Origin of the sequence: Chengkuizengella marina (assembly GCF_009910845.1) — a bacterium.
GTDB classification, from domain to species: Bacteria; Bacillota; Bacilli; order Paenibacillales; family KCTC-33759; genus Chengkuizengella; species Chengkuizengella marina.
Genome location: NZ_SIJB01000030.1, coordinates 19,422 through 35,869, shown reverse-complemented (window position 1 = coordinate 35,869; position 16,448 = coordinate 19,422). Strand labels below are relative to the sequence as shown.

The 16,448-nt window shown below is 31.4% G+C and carries 14 protein-coding genes and 1 pseudogene; 6 read left to right on the top strand and 9 right to left on the bottom strand.

The window, feature by feature from the left end; translation table 11 throughout:
* Positions 1 to 17: 17 nt before the first annotated feature.
* Positions 18 to 1,163 carry a Vps62-related protein gene (locus ERL59_RS14825; RefSeq protein WP_160647009.1) on the top strand — a complete coding sequence of 382 codons (1,146 nt, stop codon included), beginning with the start codon at positions 18 to 20 and terminating at the stop codon, positions 1,161 to 1,163.
* Positions 1,164 to 1,435: 272 nt separating this feature from the next.
* Here ERL59_RS14825 and ERL59_RS14820 read toward each other — a convergent pair whose 3' ends face one another.
* The 4 genes and pseudogenes from ERL59_RS14820 to ERL59_RS14805 all read right to left on the bottom strand — a co-directional run bounded on the left by ERL59_RS14820 (position 1,436) and on the right by ERL59_RS14805 (position 4,465).
* Positions 1,436 to 1,945, bottom strand: a complete 510-nt coding sequence (locus tag ERL59_RS14820; RefSeq protein WP_160647008.1) for an AAA family ATPase — start codon at positions 1,943 to 1,945, stop codon at positions 1,436 to 1,438.
* Between the two features lie 12 nt (positions 1,946 to 1,957).
* Complete coding sequence (locus tag ERL59_RS14815) at positions 1,958 to 2,203, bottom strand: hypothetical protein (protein WP_160647007.1); 246 nt, start codon at positions 2,201 to 2,203, stop codon at positions 1,958 to 1,960.
* A 594-nt stretch (positions 2,204 to 2,797) separates the two neighbouring features.
* Positions 2,798 to 3,427: pseudogene (locus ERL59_RS14810) on the bottom strand (type 1 glutamine amidotransferase family protein).
* A 72-nt stretch (positions 3,428 to 3,499) separates the two neighbouring features.
* On the bottom strand, positions 3,500 to 4,465 hold the full coding sequence (locus ERL59_RS14805) for a helix-turn-helix transcriptional regulator (protein WP_160647006.1): 966 nt from the start codon (positions 4,463 to 4,465) through the stop codon (positions 3,500 to 3,502).
* Positions 4,466 to 4,883: 418 nt separating this feature from the next.
* On the opposite strand from ERL59_RS14805, the gene ERL59_RS14800 reads away from it, so the two are divergent.
* Both ERL59_RS14800 and ERL59_RS14795 read left to right on the top strand, forming a co-directional pair.
* Positions 4,884 to 5,762, top strand: coding sequence for an acetoacetate decarboxylase family protein (locus ERL59_RS14800; RefSeq protein ID WP_160647005.1), 879 nt, complete (start codon positions 4,884 to 4,886; stop codon positions 5,760 to 5,762).
* A 114-nt stretch (positions 5,763 to 5,876) separates the two neighbouring features.
* A complete protein-coding gene (locus ERL59_RS14795) occupies positions 5,877 to 6,914 on the top strand; it encodes a ketopantoate reductase family protein (protein WP_160647004.1) in 1,038 nt (345 codons plus the stop codon).
* A gap of 106 nt (positions 6,915 to 7,020) precedes the next feature.
* Here ERL59_RS14795 and ERL59_RS14790 read toward each other — a convergent pair whose 3' ends face one another.
* Positions 7,021 to 7,464, bottom strand: coding sequence for a VOC family protein (locus ERL59_RS14790; RefSeq protein WP_160647003.1), 444 nt, complete (start codon positions 7,462 to 7,464; stop codon positions 7,021 to 7,023).
* Positions 7,465 to 7,547: 83 nt separating this feature from the next.
* On the opposite strand from ERL59_RS14790, the gene ERL59_RS14785 reads away from it, so the two are divergent.
* Positions 7,548 to 8,501, top strand: coding sequence for a helix-turn-helix transcriptional regulator (locus ERL59_RS14785; RefSeq protein WP_160647002.1), 954 nt, complete (start codon positions 7,548 to 7,550; stop codon positions 8,499 to 8,501).
* Here the strand turns inward: ERL59_RS14785 and ERL59_RS14780 are convergent.
* The gene (locus tag ERL59_RS14780; protein ID WP_160647001.1) at positions 8,490 to 8,921 is read right to left on the bottom strand and encodes a VOC family protein; all 432 of its coding nucleotides are present in this window, start codon (positions 8,919 to 8,921) and stop codon (positions 8,490 to 8,492) included. The genes ERL59_RS14785 and ERL59_RS14780 overlap by 12 nt on opposite strands.
* Before the next feature lie 575 nt (positions 8,922 to 9,496).
* On the opposite strand from ERL59_RS14780, the gene ERL59_RS14775 reads away from it, so the two are divergent.
* Positions 9,497 to 9,784 (top strand): hypothetical protein, encoded by a 288-nt coding sequence (locus tag ERL59_RS14775; protein WP_160647000.1) that lies wholly within the window; start codon positions 9,497 to 9,499, stop codon positions 9,782 to 9,784.
* Positions 9,785 to 10,202: 418 nt separating this feature from the next.
* On the opposite strand, the gene ERL59_RS14770 is transcribed toward ERL59_RS14775, so the two are convergent.
* Together ERL59_RS14770 and ERL59_RS14765 are read right to left on the bottom strand one after the other, a co-directional pair.
* Positions 10,203 to 10,850 (bottom strand): peptidase inhibitor family I36 protein, encoded by a 648-nt coding sequence (locus ERL59_RS14770; protein WP_160646999.1) that lies wholly within the window; start codon positions 10,848 to 10,850, stop codon positions 10,203 to 10,205.
* 555 nt (positions 10,851 to 11,405) lie between these two features.
* Positions 11,406 to 12,131: a hypothetical protein gene (locus tag ERL59_RS14765; protein ID WP_160646998.1), complete on the bottom strand. Its 726-nt coding sequence runs from the start codon at positions 12,129 to 12,131 to the stop codon at positions 11,406 to 11,408.
* Positions 12,132 to 13,143: 1,012 nt separating this feature from the next.
* Between ERL59_RS14765 and sph the strand changes: the two genes are divergently transcribed.
* Positions 13,144 to 14,094, top strand: a complete 951-nt coding sequence (gene sph / locus ERL59_RS14760; protein WP_160646997.1) for a sphingomyelin phosphodiesterase — start codon at positions 13,144 to 13,146, stop codon at positions 14,092 to 14,094.
* A gap of 258 nt (positions 14,095 to 14,352) precedes the next feature.
* On the opposite strand, the gene ERL59_RS14755 is transcribed toward sph, so the two are convergent.
* Complete coding sequence (locus tag ERL59_RS14755; protein ID WP_160646996.1) at positions 14,353 to 15,402, bottom strand: hypothetical protein; 1,050 nt, start codon at positions 15,400 to 15,402, stop codon at positions 14,353 to 14,355.
* Between the last annotated feature and the right edge of the window lie 1,046 nt (positions 15,403 to 16,448).

Here is a 16,448-nt window from a genome sequence, read left to right as displayed (position 1 = left end):
CAAAAGGAGTTGATGTAGTGAAGAAGATATTGCTTTTTGTTTTATGTGGACTTGTATTGGGATTTGGCCTTCCCAATGATGCAGGTGCAATCGAACAAAGTACAGAAACGTATTCAGCCGAAGAGAAACTTGCGCTGGTTACAAAGTATGCACCTCGTATCTGGTTTGATGATGAAGAAGAATATTTCCCCTCTTCAGTTGAGTGGTCAGCGCAATATATGGAACGCTATCAGCCATCTGGAAGTAATGAGTACTCCTTACAAACAATCGAAGAACTGAATGATGCTGAGGACGTACTCGACTTCTTTAGTGGTGATCTTGATAATGCCCGTATCTACGCTGGATGGCGTGAAGCAGGCCCTAATACGATTGATATCAAATACTATATCTGGTATCCATACAATCGCGGGAAACTACCCTCCAATATTGATTGGCTCCTCGGCTCCCTGCTTTCAGAATACGGTCATCATGTTGGTGACTGGGAAGGCATGCAAATTCGACTCGTAAATGGAAAACCTATGCAAGTACAATTAAATTATCATTCATCAAACAAACAGTACAACTGGACTGATTTTGAAACTGTAGACGAAACACACATTGTAACTTATTCGGCAAAAGGCTCGCATGGAACTTGGAAAGATCCAGGTGACCATGTGTACAATGACCTATATATTGATGAATTAGTGGATGAGACAAGCCAAGGAACCGCATGGGATACATGGAATGCTGTAGAAGCCTATGATTTTGACTTACAAGAAGGATTGTCAAATACATCATGGCCTGCGTGGTTAAGTTCTAACAATACATGGACTGAATCCGGAAAAGATCCTTCTGATCCTCTATCCGGTGGCGTTCACCGTTGGGGAAATCTAGAACAAGATTGTAATATTTTTGATTTGTGCGTCTTAAGTAGCGGACCCTCTGGACCTAATGAAAATAGCAATTGGACGAATGCATTTGGTGACCCTGCAACTTCCTTATTCAATGTTGCCTTCCTATCTGCACATGGTAAATATTTAGTAGCAGAAAACGATGGTAACGACGATGTTAATGCAAATCGTGGAAACGTATATTCATGGGAAAAGTTCAATATTAAAGTTGTCGATAGCCCAGATGGAAGTAGTTGTATTCTTAACGGTGACATTGTAAATATTGAAACATGAACCGGTTATTATCTCCGAGCGACAGAAGGTGGTAGCCTTGATGCCAGAGCGTCTCAATCCAACTCATGGGAAGAATTTACCCTCATCAATCATACCGATAGTACGGGATGTTTAGTTGACGGCGACCAAATTTCTTTAAAAAGTGTACATGGCAAATATGTTGTAGGAGAAAACGATGGCGAAGCACATGCCAATCGATCGAAGATCGGATCATGGGAGAAGTTTGTTGTCGATCTATATTGATTTGAAGAATATAAATCCTCTCACTTCCATCAAAGTGAGGGGATTTTCATATTATCCTTTAAAATAATTGAATTAGATTTATTTTCATTTAGCATATTTAAAATCTTTGGTTTACTTTCCTTCTCAAATGCAGCGTTCCATTGAAACATCTTCACAAACATTTTTATAGTTGGATGATAATTTGCCTTTTCCAAACCCATTTTTTGCAAGATAAATCTCTTTATGATCCTTACTATTCTTATTGGATAAGGTGTATCCAAAAAAATAATCAAATTAGCATTCTGAAAGCTTTTTTCTACCCATTGATGATTATGAGCACCTTCTATTATCCAAACATCAGAACTGATTATTTCTTCAAGATAATTATCTCTTTCTTCATCAGTTCTTCTAATATCTCCAGATTTATGTCTTTCCCATACCACATTATCTAATTCATAATATGGTATATTATACGAATTTGATAAAACTCTTGCTAAAGTTGTCTTTCCACTTCCGACTGACCCTATAATATGGATTTTATCAGGAATATCTTTTTTCAAATTAACCACCACTTACTTATCTTTCTCTACTTCTTCTATAAACATATCATACTGAACTGCATATGAATTATTACCTTGTGTAACTTGTTCTTGATAATTCCAATCTTCATCAATATATGAGATATCATCAATTTTGCCTTTAAAAATTTCTTCTTTATCTGCTTCAACTAATTTCTCAAGTGCTTCTTCTTCTGTTTCTGCGTTAACTTCAACCTTTAAAACTCCAATGTAAGGCAATTCAATATAATACTTATTCACGTTGTTAATCTCCTCCATTTATTTAGTTCACTGTGTAGATGTATTCACTTAAATACGAAACTAAAATCACTTCTTAATTCTTTTTAAAATAAACTTTTTCCACAAGTATTCCCTTTCTCAACCCTATTATCGTTGGCATCTAATGAGACCTTGATTTTTTATACCTTTTGTAAGTAATTTTATGATGTGAGATAAATTATATATAAAATCTAAATTTCTATCTAGTTACAACCTTATATGGATGTTTATGAAAAAACCAAAAAAACCCTGCAAATTGAAATTAATTTTAAAAAATATATAATTAAGCATGAAAATAACGCTTTACATATTAGTATTTAGTACATATAATGGGGGCATTCAGAACATGATTGACAAAAATCTTAATAAGTTTACCTAGAGAAGAACGGTCAGGTAAATGTACGCTGTAATCTTTTGGGTAATATCAATTGCAGTATCTGGGCTTATCATAAATAAAGACGCTTCTCCTTATTAGAGAAATGCGCCAATTTGTTGAAGATCAATACATGATAATAGGTACTTATCTGAATGCCTCAATCATTTAACTAATCAAAATTGCTAAGTTAATTTTTTAGATCATCTATTTATTGAATTTATTAAATGGGGGAAGTATTTAGGGTTAAGCGTCTTATTTAGGTTATACCATGAATGCAATGTATCCGGTGCAAATACATCTAATAATTTCAGTACTTCCAGTTAAAATTCCAGAGGAGCTATTCCTGAAGCAGTAACCAAATTCTTATCAGATACTGCAGGTCCCATCTCATAAAAATTTTCTCCTTTATAATTAGGACAGACCATTTTAATATACTCTAAGTTATTACTTGTATGCTTTCTAGAGTCTAGGTATCCAATATTCGCTAATCCCTCAGTAGCACCACAAATTGCAGCAACAATAGTGCCAACCTTTAAAGCTTGGCCAATTTTCTTCAAAATAGGTTGATGAATATTTTCTCCCCAAGTATTCCCCCCAGGTAAAACTAAAAGATCATTACTCTCAAGAGTACACTCATCTAGTGAAATATCTGGTTGTATGTTCAGTCCCCCCATGGTAGTAATCATTTCTTTTTTACTTCCTACTGTAACTACTTTTAAAGGTGCTAAATCTTTTTTAAAATATCTTCCTGAATTTAGTTCAGCAATTAAATATCCATATTCCCAGTCTGACATTGTATGAAATACATAAAGATAAACTTTTGTTTGCATCTGATAAACACTCCAATCACAATTGATTAGACTATTATAAAATAACTTCCCTGACAGTTAATGTCAGTGAAGTTATTTTACTTGATGAAATTTTATTAATTCCGACAAAACTTCAATAAGTCTTTTCTTAAGACTTATTGGCTCAATAACTTGAATAGATTTACCATACGGTAAAAGTAAATAAGGTACATGCGTATGTATTATATCTTGTTCAAGAAGAAACCATGCTTGATTTGAAGTCCGTTTTTGTAAATAATGTCCTAAAAACCAATGTTGGCAAATATCATCCAACGTCGTTGTGTTTCCATTAATAACTAAAGAAATTATCCCTTCCTTATCTTCCATAGTTGGAAGGAGGTTTTTCATGAAAAATTCACGTGCTGAAAAATTTTCTAGCTGGTTAAACTTATTTTCAGTTATCATTAAACTTTCAATTCGATCTACTCTAAAATTACGGATATCATTCCTAAGATGGCAAAATCCAATCACATACCATTTATTATTCCAATAGATAATTCTGTACGGATCAACCAATCTATACTTTGATTGCTCTTCACCACTTTTGTAGTATAGAATTTTTACAGAGTATCTGTCAGCTACGGCCTGCTCCAACTCTTTCAAGAGAGGTTCAATAAAGTGAGAACTTAATCGACTTATTACTTCAAGATTGGTTAAATGTTGGTTTATCTTTGTTTCCTGCTCTTGATTAGAATGTTTGCCTAGCTTTGAAATAGCCCTATTAAGTGCTTCACCTCCATAATATCCGGCTTCTTCTGCAAAAATAGCAGCGTGAAGCAGTGAGGTTTGCTCCTCAAAATCAAAAAAAAGAGGAGCTTCAATAAAATTGTTCAATAAAGTATATCCACCGTTATGTCCTGTCTCTGAAATAATAGGTACACCACTTGTTGAAAGTGTATCAATATAACGATACACAGTCCTTATACTCATCTCTAACTTTTCTGAAATTTGCTTTGCAGTAATTTTTTCACCTGAACTTAGCATCCATAGTATTGCAAGTATATTGTCAATCTTAGGCATACAAATCCACCTTTTTATCTATCATAATAAACTTTTTTGACTAAATTAGTAATTAAGTAAATTTTACTATATTTATCATTTAAATTTAACTTGAATGTCCCAAAAAATAAGTTTCTTGGTTTAAAATAAAGTTTGATCATTCTATTAACTATCTTCTCTAAAAGAGTGCCATATTGCGGAAGGTAGTGATTAGCAATCTACATTTAGCTGAAAGTTAACTGATTATACTTCATGGAATTAAATGTAAGAAAGTTGTTGTTAGATTCATTACAAATTGATATGCTAGCTATAACTAATTCAAGATCAATCCTCAACATGAAGGATTTCTTCAAATCACCAACTATCTTCATAGATTAAACTAGAGGTTTTATAGCACAATTGATACAAACCTAATGAGATTAATTCGGAGGATACGAAAATGAAGAAACTTATGCAGTATGATGAAACAATACTCAAGAATGAAAAACTTTTTAAAGACGAGTTTTTCCTGCGTTTTCAACTTAGGCACGCTGATAAACCCATTCAATTAGATGAAAACCTCTCTAAAAACTATTTATTCCCTACCTTTTACGGGGATGTAACATGTGCCATTGGTATATTTATGTGTAACTACCAGAAGGCTGAGAGACTAATGCCACACCCACGAATGAAACCAGTAAGAATGCCTGAAGGTCGTACGATCGTAGTTTTCTCCTGTTATGAATACAAAAATGTTCTGGGTATACCAGGATACAACGAAATAGCAATGAGCATTCCCATCTTAGTTGACCCAGGTTTTAACCCTCCCATTCTTCCTATGGTCTTAGAGAAAATGTTTAAAAATTTTGGTTATTATGTATTTTCTATGCCTGTTACATCACTTGAAAATACAATCCGGGGTCATAAGATTTGGGGACTTCCGAAAGTAACTCAAGAAATAGACATCTTTGAGAAAGAAGGAAAATGCATTACTGTGGCAAAAGAGGAAGATGGCCAACCGTACTTTGAACTATCTGTCCCTATGAATGGCAATCCTACTAAATTTGATGTTACTTCTAACTTATATTCACGTTTTAATAACCAGTTTTTGCAAAGTAAGACGAACTTCAAATCTATCTTCAATGTAAATAAAAACATAAAACTACTATTTAATAAAAATGTAAAACCAGATCAAACTTATTTGAAAATCGGAAACACACCAAGCGGGAAAGTGCTAAAGGACCTCGAAATTGAAGAACAACCTTTCCAAACACGTTTTACGATGGGAATGACAGCAGCCTTTGATTTGCCAAACTCTGATTATAAATCACCTCTCTAAAAATATACTCATAACCTAATTAGCAAAAAACAATCATTTTGTCTTTCTTATTTGAGCCCATTCATGTAAAGCTTAAACACAATAACTTTGATAATTGATCAAGGGGGAAATCGTATGGGAAGTGTGGAAAAAAATTTGGTTATATTGGGAGCTGGAGCAATAGGTGGAACACTAGGTGCATGGCTTAGTCCTAAATACAAAAATACATATATGCTCGATCGTGATATAGTAGCAAAGGAACTAAAAAATAGGGGAATCATTGCTTATCAACAAGGGGAGAAAGAGAAGGTAGAAACGATACGTGTTCAATCTATTAGTGACTTGTCAGAGTTAGAAAGAGTCGATATTGTGGTCTTAGCTGTGAAAAACTATAGCTTAGATTCAGTAGCTCAAGCTATACATGATAAACTAGATGAAAATACCATTATTGTTGCTCTCCAAAACGGAGTGGAAAACCAACGAATACTCCCCAAATATTTTAAAAAAATCATCTATGGAGTAGTCAGCTATAACGCTTGGATTGATGAGCCTTGTGTAATAGGATATCAGAAGAAAGGGCCATTCATTGTAGGTACACCAGACAATTCTTTGAGAACAGAAATAAAATTGGTTTCAGATATATTTAATTTGGGAGTAGAGACGGTCATCACAGACCAACTACTGAATGCAGCTCATTCAAAGATGATTGTTAATCTAACAAATTCTTTCACAACCTTAGTAGGTCATGGTTATCGAGAAATTAGCCATTTTCGTTTATTTAAAAAGATCTTAATCCATTTACTGTATGAAGGTGTAGAAATTATTAAAGCATCAGGGTATAAGGAATGCCGTCTAGGTGATATGCCCTCTTGGTTAACCATGACTGTGGCTGTAAAGCTACCTCATTTCCTAACAGATGGGATCTTTAGAAAGAATCTTTCCAAAATGGTGATGAGTAGTATGGGACAAGACATTATACAACATGGGAAAAGTGATTCCGAGTTGGAATCATTAAATGGATATTTTATACACTTAGCAGATATGGCAAATCTTAAAGCTCCTTACAATCGAGCAATATACAAGTTATGTAAAGAAGGGTTTAAGAAAACCCCTTTTCAACCACTTGATGTAGAGAAAGTGTGGGAAAAGGTGGAACAGGAAATGAATAAATAGAATTGTATGACGAATACCTTAGGAGACTCAAAGACACATAGTGGTCAGTATTGAAGAATTGGCTGATCACAAAAGTAAATGAGTCTCACATATCGAAAGGCATGTGCTATTTTAAACGAGTGTCATACATAAGTTGAATTTGAACACCATAAGGATCTTGGACAATACCATAAGCTTCACTGAAACTATTCTTAGAAAGAGGGAAAATAATTTGAACTCTATCATCGCTTATTAAATTATTATAAAAACTTTGTACTTCTGCAAAGTTTGCACTTTGAATACAAAGCGAGATATTATTACCTACATTGTAAATCTCATTAGGTATCATTGTTTCTTCAGCAATCATTAGTTTAGTTTTTCCAATTTGAAGTACCGAATGTGAAATATAATCTTTATTTTCTTCTGTTAATACAATTGAACTATCACTTTTTTTCATATCTGAATATGTCACAAGTAATAACTCCTTAGCATTTAGATGTTTCTTGTAAAAACTAATTGCATCATTTGCCTTTCCATTCATAGATAAAAAAACTGCAATCTCTAATGTCAATGTAAAGACCTCCTTTTATTTTTGACACTTTTAGTATACATTTAAAAAGTATCAAATCATGACACCATTTAAGGAGTTTTAATATGAATAAATCTGAAAGATTAAATGATATGTTGCAATTCATAAATGATAAAAAGGCTTTTAACCTTAAGGACTTGATGGAAAAGTATAACATATCTAGAAGTACAGCAATTAGAGACGTTCAGTCATTAGAATTATTAGGAATGCCAATTTACGCTGAACAAGGTAGAAATGGGAAGTATTTAGTATTAGATAACCGAATATTATCTCCAATTACCTTTACTGTGGATGAAATGTATGCAATGTATTTTGCTATGTTGACTTTAAAAAGATATAAAGCAAAACCATTTGAATATGAAATAATTAAATTGGAGAATAAATTCAACCAAGTATTACCAAGTAAAGTGAAAGATAATATTGAGAAAATGAAGGGGTTGATAAACCTGGAAATTACCAACCATAGCAATTTCAATCCTTATTTAAAAGATTTAATTCAAGGTATTGTTGAGGAAAAAATTTATCTAGTATCCTATTTAAAAAATAAAGAAAAAATACAAATAACAGGCCAGTTTATTAAAATTAACTCTAAATTTGGGCAATGGTATTCTAAAATTTACAATATTGATATACAAAAAGTCCAAAATCTACGGTGTGATAAAATTTTATCACTAGAAGTGGTTGAAAATAAGAATTCAATGAGATTAGAGTATTTATTATCACTTGTAGAGAATCATCACAAACAAACTGATGCTATTGAGTTCTCGATAATTGTAACAGATAGAGGAAAGGATTTATATGACAAGGAACATTATCCATCAATGTCAATTCAAAAAACAGATGATAACTATATAATATCGGGTTATTACAATTGGAATGAAGAAGATTTTATTTCAGATTATTTTTTACGTTATGGTAAGTCTATTATTTCAATTAGCCCGCCCACATTAAAAGCTTCAATTCAAAACAAGTTACATATACTAATTACGCATTTAAATAAAATGAACTTACAGTGTTGATTTTATTCGTTTTGAAATTGAATGGTCTTCATTCAGCTCAATAAGGTCCCACAAATTACCATATAGGTCTTTGAATACAGCCACCTTACCATAAGGTTCCTCTTTAGGTTCTCTAACAAACTCTATACCCTGAGCCATCATTTCTTTGTAGTCTCTCCAGAAATCATCGGTATTTAAAAATAAAAATACTCTCCCACCTGTCTGATTACCTACGAATTGTTCTTGTTCAGGTTTAGATGCTCTAGCCAATAATATTGTTGTTCCAACGGAACCAGGGGGAGAAACTACAACCCAACGATTATCTTGTTCTGCTTGATAACTATCTTCTATTAATGTAAAATTAAGCTTCTTCGTATAAAAGTCTATAGCCTCATCATACTCTCTAACAAGTAAAGCAATATGTACTATTGATTGTTTCATGGTTTAATCACTCCTTCAAAATGAATCTGTTTAGTTCTCATAATAGATGCTCTAATCATCAATTTGTTATAAACATAAAATATCCTTGACGTAAAATCTTTTGTATTCTTAATTGAATTCCCTCTCCTTTTTTATACATGTTTATCAATTTAAAAAAAATCCTAAACCTATTCCTAGTATACCCAATGTTAATAAACTACCTTTTTTAGTAATATCGTACACAAGTTCTAAAAAAATAAACAAATCTATTTATAAACATATAGAGATAAGGGGAATAAACATTGTTAGGGTTGTTTTTCGATATCTTAAAGAGACTTTATATATAGAGATATAAAACAAAGCATAGTTGGTTTCGGATAGACCAATATGCTTAATATCCCTTGTGATCTCTAAATAAAAAAATGATATTTGGTTCTCTAACATTCATAGAAAAAATAATACACATATATTGAGAAATTTAAGTTGATTCAATTAATCTAGACAAACTGCTAATAACGAAAATTTATGATCTTAGTGGTATGGGTATCCTTATTAATGCTTGTTAGTAGGAACCTTATTAGGAGGTAATTAATATTATGCTAAATGAAGACGTAATAAAATTAATTTACAATGATATTACTGAAGGCGAAAAAACTTATTTTGAAGCAACAAGTCATGCTCTCGTACAGGCTCATGACAGAAAAATTTCTGAACAACAATATGCTGAAACTATGGCTTATGGTGTTCCATATTTAGACGAAGAAACAGATGCACTAGTTTTATATAGTTATGAATATCAGATAGCATTGATAATAAAAAATAGTAAGGTTTTAACAGTGTATGAGGGAGACCTCAAAGGTAATTGGAAAGTGATTTTGTCATAAAATTAAGAGACTTTATATTAGACACAAAAACAAAGCATAGCTGGTTTGGGATGAATCAATATGCTGTTATCCGTTGTGATCTAAAAAACAAGCTCTCCTTAATAAAAGAAAATCATAAAGAGAATTAAAAAATATAGCATTTAACCTAGCTTCCACTCGATATGTGGAAGCTTTTTCAAAATTTCATTATTCTCTTAATCTGTTCCAAATCATAAAATTAGGTACAAAAGCTTCATATTGTTGAAGATCAGAAAGTTTGAAATCTTTTAGAAGTTATAATTTAAAACTCTAATCAACTCCAGTTGCATCATTATAAAATTATGATTAGAAAAATCCACTCTTCTATTTAAGAATGGATTTATCTTTTTATTCTAGTAAAGGAAAAAGAACGAACCTACGTAAACTAACCTAAGAATGCTTATCTTAAATCCTCTATCCATACTGAAGTGATTGTATCATTGCCTATTACAAAATATTTTAACTTTTCCGATTCTAAGTAAGTAATACTTGTTACAGTTACACTTGCTCCTGAAAAAGTATCTTGATAGAATGTTACTCTATAGGGACCATTGATATAAAAGGAGCTTGCTTCATCATTGAAATCAAAATCTTTTAAATCGTATAGACCTGGACCAAATCTAAAATGATCTCCTTCAAAATCATAATCTTCAAATAAATGAAGTCCTCCATTATCACTAGGAAGTTTGTAAATGGTAATTGACGATGCTTCGTCATTTCCTAATTTATAATCCGATATATCAGATACACGATCACCACTGTCAAAATATGAACTGGTATTTGACCAATCATCATCTTCATAAATCACTACTGCGTAGTCACCAATAATTCTTAATGAACTTAATTCATCATTAAAGTCATAATCATCGTCTAAGTTATATTCTCCAGGAGATGGAAAATATAATTGCCTTCCTTCATAATCATAATCTTCATAGAGATATACCCCATCCAAAGAGCCAGGTCCAGCATCTGCTTCCAAATATCCTCCTACTGACAAAACCATAATAAAAGCTAAAAAGAGAGTTAAAATTCCTTTTTTCTTCATCATTCTTCATCTCCATATTCATGATTTATAATATCTATCAACTTTTAATAGACAATATTTTACTATATCATATCATATATTTCAATTATTGTTATATTATGGTGATTATGTTCCTTTGTATTTATTTAATAAAATTTCTGTAATAGAAATATTGAGTTTAATTCTTTTCATAATATCTATGAATCAAAAATAGCAATATTAAAAATGATATACCTCTCTGACTGCAACATATTCTAAAAATTCCAATAAGACAGATAGATTTCTTGTTGGTGTAGATTTAAAATAAAGTTTGATCTAAAACTTATGCAAACCTATATTCTATTGCAAACAAAAAGAATCCATTTTGAAAGAAAGATTGATCAAAATGGATTCTAGATTGGATATTAACTACATGTTTTTTATAAAAAGATGGATCATTTTCTACTCATGTTATTCCATAATCGCGCCAGATTGTGGAAGATCTCTTGAGCTTTTATTAGCAGGTATTGCCGAGAAAAAAAATAACCAATGTACTACTGTGCAACTTTGTTAAATATTATACACGTAAAATGGTGATCATTAAAGTGTCTTATAGCTGTGTAGATTTAGTTTTTCTGCCAATTCTTGCTGTATTTTGAGGAATCTTTTTTCGTCTGTTTTAATCCCATTTTCTTTTGCTAAGTTTAATGTCTCATTGTATTCCTTAGCAGTAAAATAGGGATCATTTATTTCAGTTATTCCTTCATGACGTAGATTAGTTATCTCATTCATCACCTGATCTACTGGTTTGTCTCCTATTTTAATCCCTAATTTACGAGCCTCTCTATATGTGCCGACCGTATCCTGAGCTTCTGATATTTCTTCCGATATTTCTTCCGTTGTTTTTCCAGACGAATCTACAATAAAAAATGCTATATTCATTTGTAAAATCACCTCTTGAGGAGTGTCCTCACCTACCCCTTCTTTTGGACCAATGCTAAAGGGATGTGTTCCAAGTATGCGGAAGTAGTCCTCCTTACTTATTTCATTTCCTTCTGTATCAAATATTCCACCTTTCCCATCATATTTTAATACTACGGTACCATCACTGGTAACTAAACTGTCTACACTTTCAGTTGTATGCAATGTTTCGCTCCCAATAATAGAATGAATTTCATTTATTATTGGATCTGAACTGCTGTTGATACCATTTACTAAAGCTAATTCTGTTATACTGCCGTTGTTATCATTTGCGAAAGCAAATCCTGTTAGACCACCGATTAAAATTGTAGAAGCAAGTGTTGTTGTGGCGATTATTTTTTTCATAATTAAAATTCCTCCTGTAAATTAGTTGTATTTATGTGCTTTTTTAATTTAATATTACTACTCATCTGTCACTTCTAATAAACAATATTTTTCTTGCTTCACCTCCTATCTATTAAGTATAAATTTATTGTAATACTCATTCCTTAACATTCTTATAAGAAACCGTAAAGAAATTCTTAAGAAAAAAACTTAAATTAGATAATTTTACTCTCCATATGAGAACTAAGATACAATTTACCGTACAGTAGATCCTTAGCTCATTAAAGTTAGCACCATAAGCTGTAATTTACTGAATACAACTTTATCAAAAACCATCCTGTCACTTTGATCAATAACTTGCGTATATTTTATGTGTTATTTTACCCATCCAACTTTAAAAACCCAGTTAACTTTACACTAGAAGATTAGCTGGGTTTCTTAATTATATACATCACCTCTTAGTAAAAAGGGAATCTCATTGCTCAGATCGCACCATAATTTCGTTCTTCAACAATCTTGCCAAAATCATAAAGAAAGGCACTTTATCTTAGAGAAAAGCGCATTGTTGAAAAAAGAAATCTTTAATTTAAGGGAATTTACTTTTATAATTTTATTACTATAAAGTAGAATTTGATATTGGTATAAAACCAGCAATACTCTATAACTATAAAGAAGTATGAACATCAATCCACTTCCAATCAAAGCTTTTCCCAAGCATAGCCACACTTTGACGATTTTCGACTGTCCCATCCTATACTTCTGAAGAACACAAACCTAACTTTAAGGTAGTCTTTAATATATGTGTGTCGGAAGTAATTGTAATTAAGTCTCTATTTTTCTAGTTAATTCCTACATAACACTCAAAAACTTACAACCAATAGATAAATACTTTGGGTCCAGAAAGATAGGAAAACTCCGATTTTCTTTTATTTTAATTATGTAATTTTAAAATAATACATTAAGAATTTACAACTTGAATACAATGGTATTGGTTTAAATACATAAAATATCATATATTGTAGGAGGTTGTAATGTGAATAAAGTTTTTTTCATTTTAATAGTGATTATGATTTGGTCAGTTCCAAACAATAACTCAATAGCTAATGACAGTGATCATTATCCAAATGATTTTAAGTTAGTACAGCAAAATGTCTTTTTGATGCCTACATACATTACTAGCTGGGGACAAACAGAACGTGCAAAATTCATCGGTGAGGCTGAATATATGAAAGGTCATGATGCAGTTATATTGAACGAATTATATGATAATCAAACATCTGAAACATTACTTTCCAAACTTAAAGAAGAGTATCCTTTCCATACTCCGGTATTAGGTCGAAGTAAAAATGATTGGGATGAAACGTTAGGTTATTATTCTAATTACGTTCCAGAGGATGGTGGAGTATCCATTATGAGTAGATGGCCTATTATAGAAAAAATTCAATACGTTTATAAAAATGGTTGTGGCATAGATTATTATTCTAATAAAGGTTTTATTTATGTTAAAATTCAGAAAAACGATGCATACTATCACATTATTGGGACACATGCACAAGCAAATTATACTGGATGTGGTAATGGTGAGGAAGAATCTGTAAGAAGCACTCAATTTCAAGAGCTTAGAAATTTTGTTATACAAAAGAATATTCCAGATGATGAAATTGTATTTATTGGTGGAGACTTTAATGTGAATAAAAATAATGATGAAGAATACGCTGCAATGCTTGAAAAACTAAATGTAACTTCACCTGAATATAGGGGGCATTCATCAACATGGGACCCAGAAACAAACAGTATTTTAGCAAAAGAACACCCAGATAAAGATCCTCATTACTTAGATTATATTTTTGTTGAAAAAGATCACGCACAACCTTCCTTTTGGATAAATGAAATAATGAATGATAAATCACCTGATTGGAAAGCGATAATTAATACCTATAATGACTATTCTGATCATTATTCAGTAGCTGGTTATTCAGAATAATACAGTAAACAATATTGACTGTGCTCTTTAGGAGGTAGCAGTCATTTTTTTTAATAAGATATAAATGAGAATTTAAAATGTGCGTTGATTTTTTTTATTTCAAATTATTAGATTATTATAATCATTCTTCAACATATGGCCAGAAAGTTTTTATGAATTAGAAAAAAGAATCTAACTTAATCTTATTTTGAATAATGAAAGACCATCCTGCAGGATGGTCTTTTAGTTTTAACTGCAATATATATTTTAACTTAAAGACTAGGGTTCAATATAATCAATTTGAACTTGCCTATATAATACATCTTGAACTGAAATCTCAGATTTATGTCTAGCATAAAATTCTCTGTTTAAATTATTAATTAAATTCTTAATTCTTTGACCAGGAACAGCAGAATACGTACCAACTAATTGATATATACCCCCAATATAGGGTATTCCGTTAGGATTTATATCCCCGAAATTAAAGGTAGTAGTAGCTGAGGAATATTGGCTAATGCCTCTAGCAAAAGAAAAAGTTTCAGTTATAGCATTGTTTATTTCGGTAGATACTTTTCCAAAAAGAAATCCAGATTCTGTTGATATTTTTGTTCCAATAGTTTCAGCTAGTGAATACGCTGCACTAATATCTACTCCAGAGGTTACAGTGTATGCTTGAGAGATTCTCCCACCATTATTACTCTGTAGAGCTTGTCCATCGACTAATTCCCAATATCCTTCGAATTTAACTTTTGATTCTTGTGCTGCTTGTGTATCACTATAATACCGAGCTTGAGCCAAAAATCCGTCAGGATTTGTTGGAATATCTTCAAACGGAAAACCTACATCATCTGGAATCTCATGTTCAATGGGACAACCTCCAACGCAGGATTTATTAGACCAAGTATATATCCAAGTATCTCCCTCTCCATCAGCAAATATATACTCCATATCATCTAAATAAGGGTTAGTAAGTTCAAGAAACTCACCATAAGACATACTATTCCCTCTACTGTATATATCTATTGCTATATAATCAATTAAATTTGCATCTTCTACTTGATTCGTATAATTTCTAGTATTTGAAGGAAGTCCAATATCATAAGAATTCCAAGGTAATAACTCTTCCAGTGGTGGGAGTAATGATGCTTGGGTAGAAAATCCACCCATTTCTATCATATCTCTGTTGTCGTCCAGCATAAAATCTTTCGTTGTAATGTAACTGCTAGCTCCCGATTCTGCTGCCATTGTAAATAACAAACTAAAAGTTAAAAAAAGATTAACAAGTAAGCGCTTTCTTTTTTTTGTAATATTCAATCCATAATTTTTCATTTTTCTTTCCTCCGAAAATTCGTATTTTTGATTTTATTTGAGATTGTTTGGTACCATCCCCTCTCATGATTCGATCTAGGATTTATATGAAAAGCTTTTATTAAATTAGTACATACAATATAGATTCAATATCTCTTTCAATTGATTCTTGCACCAGAACCGATTTGACTAGGTTTTTCAAGTAAAAATGCTAATATTAAAGAATCAATTTAGCAGCGTTCTTTTTTTGAAAAGCTTTTCAATTTCTTGATGTTAAACACTATTTTAGTATAATATACCTAATTTAAACAATCTAAGATATTAATGGTGATAATGAGTTTATTGAATGATTGGAGATAAAAGTTAAAAGCTACAAGATGATTTGAAGGTTCCCCCTAGGCCCCTAAACGGTCGTTTATGGGGCTTATGATTATTTCTAAAAAAAGATGGTTTTACTATGAATTTTTAGTATAATGACTCATGTTATGTTCTTTTATTTTCTGACATTAATATTACCATGATCATGTTTCTTCTTTTATTTAAATTGATAACAATATGGATGTATTATATTTTTATAATTTTATATTTTCTAATTGTTCAAAACATTGTTTGGACTTTTCTCCTGTCATTATCTTCTGTTCATTTCCTAAAGCCAAAATACATTCTTCAAACAATGTCATGTATAAGAAGCCCCTTACATAATTTAAAATTAGAATAATATGATTTTGTTCATAATTTTTAATGCTTTAATTCCTCAATACTTTTACAACTTTTTTTATACAATGGATCTTCCCAGTTATATTCTTTAATAACCACAATTTTAAACTTGCCATTTTTATCGAAATCAGAATACCATCCAATATCTATTAAATATTTATTTAAGAAATCTACTTGAAACATATCTTGTTTAAAATTGTACCTCTGGCTTTCAAATAATAATTTTTGATCAATTTGAAAATCATCATAAACTACTTTTCCATTTTTTTAAAACTAACAGTTGTTAATCAACAATATGGCCCCTAAAATGTAAAAAGCACACTTCTCCTAGAAGTGTACCATAAAGCTTT

Bases quoted from the DNA above. Each gene is read 5' to 3' on its own strand.
- ERL59_RS14780 (WP_160647001.1), bottom strand. From the start codon at position 8,921: ATGAAACAATCAATAGTACATATTGCTTTACTTGTTAGAGAGTATGAT.
- ERL59_RS14795 (WP_160647004.1), top strand. From the start codon at position 5,877: ATGGGAAGTGTGGAAAAAAATTTGGTTATATTGGGAGCTGGAGCAATA.
- ERL59_RS14805 (WP_160647006.1), bottom strand. From the start codon at position 4,465: ATGCCTAAGATTGACAATATACTTGCAATACTATGGATGCTAAGTTCA.
- ERL59_RS14755 (WP_160646996.1), bottom strand. From the start codon at position 15,402: ATGAAAAATTATGGATTGAATATTACAAAAAAAAGAAAGCGCTTACTT.
- ERL59_RS14775 (WP_160647000.1), top strand. From the start codon at position 9,497: ATGCTAAATGAAGACGTAATAAAATTAATTTACAATGATATTACTGAA.
- ERL59_RS14785 (WP_160647002.1), top strand. From the start codon at position 7,548: ATGAATAAATCTGAAAGATTAAATGATATGTTGCAATTCATAAATGAT.
- ERL59_RS14800 (WP_160647005.1), top strand. From the start codon at position 4,884: ATGAAGAAACTTATGCAGTATGATGAAACAATACTCAAGAATGAAAAA.
- ERL59_RS14770 (WP_160646999.1), bottom strand. From the start codon at position 10,850: ATGATGAAGAAAAAAGGAATTTTAACTCTCTTTTTAGCTTTTATTATG.
- ERL59_RS14765 (WP_160646998.1), bottom strand. From the start codon at position 12,131: ATGAAAAAAATAATCGCCACAACAACACTTGCTTCTACAATTTTAATC.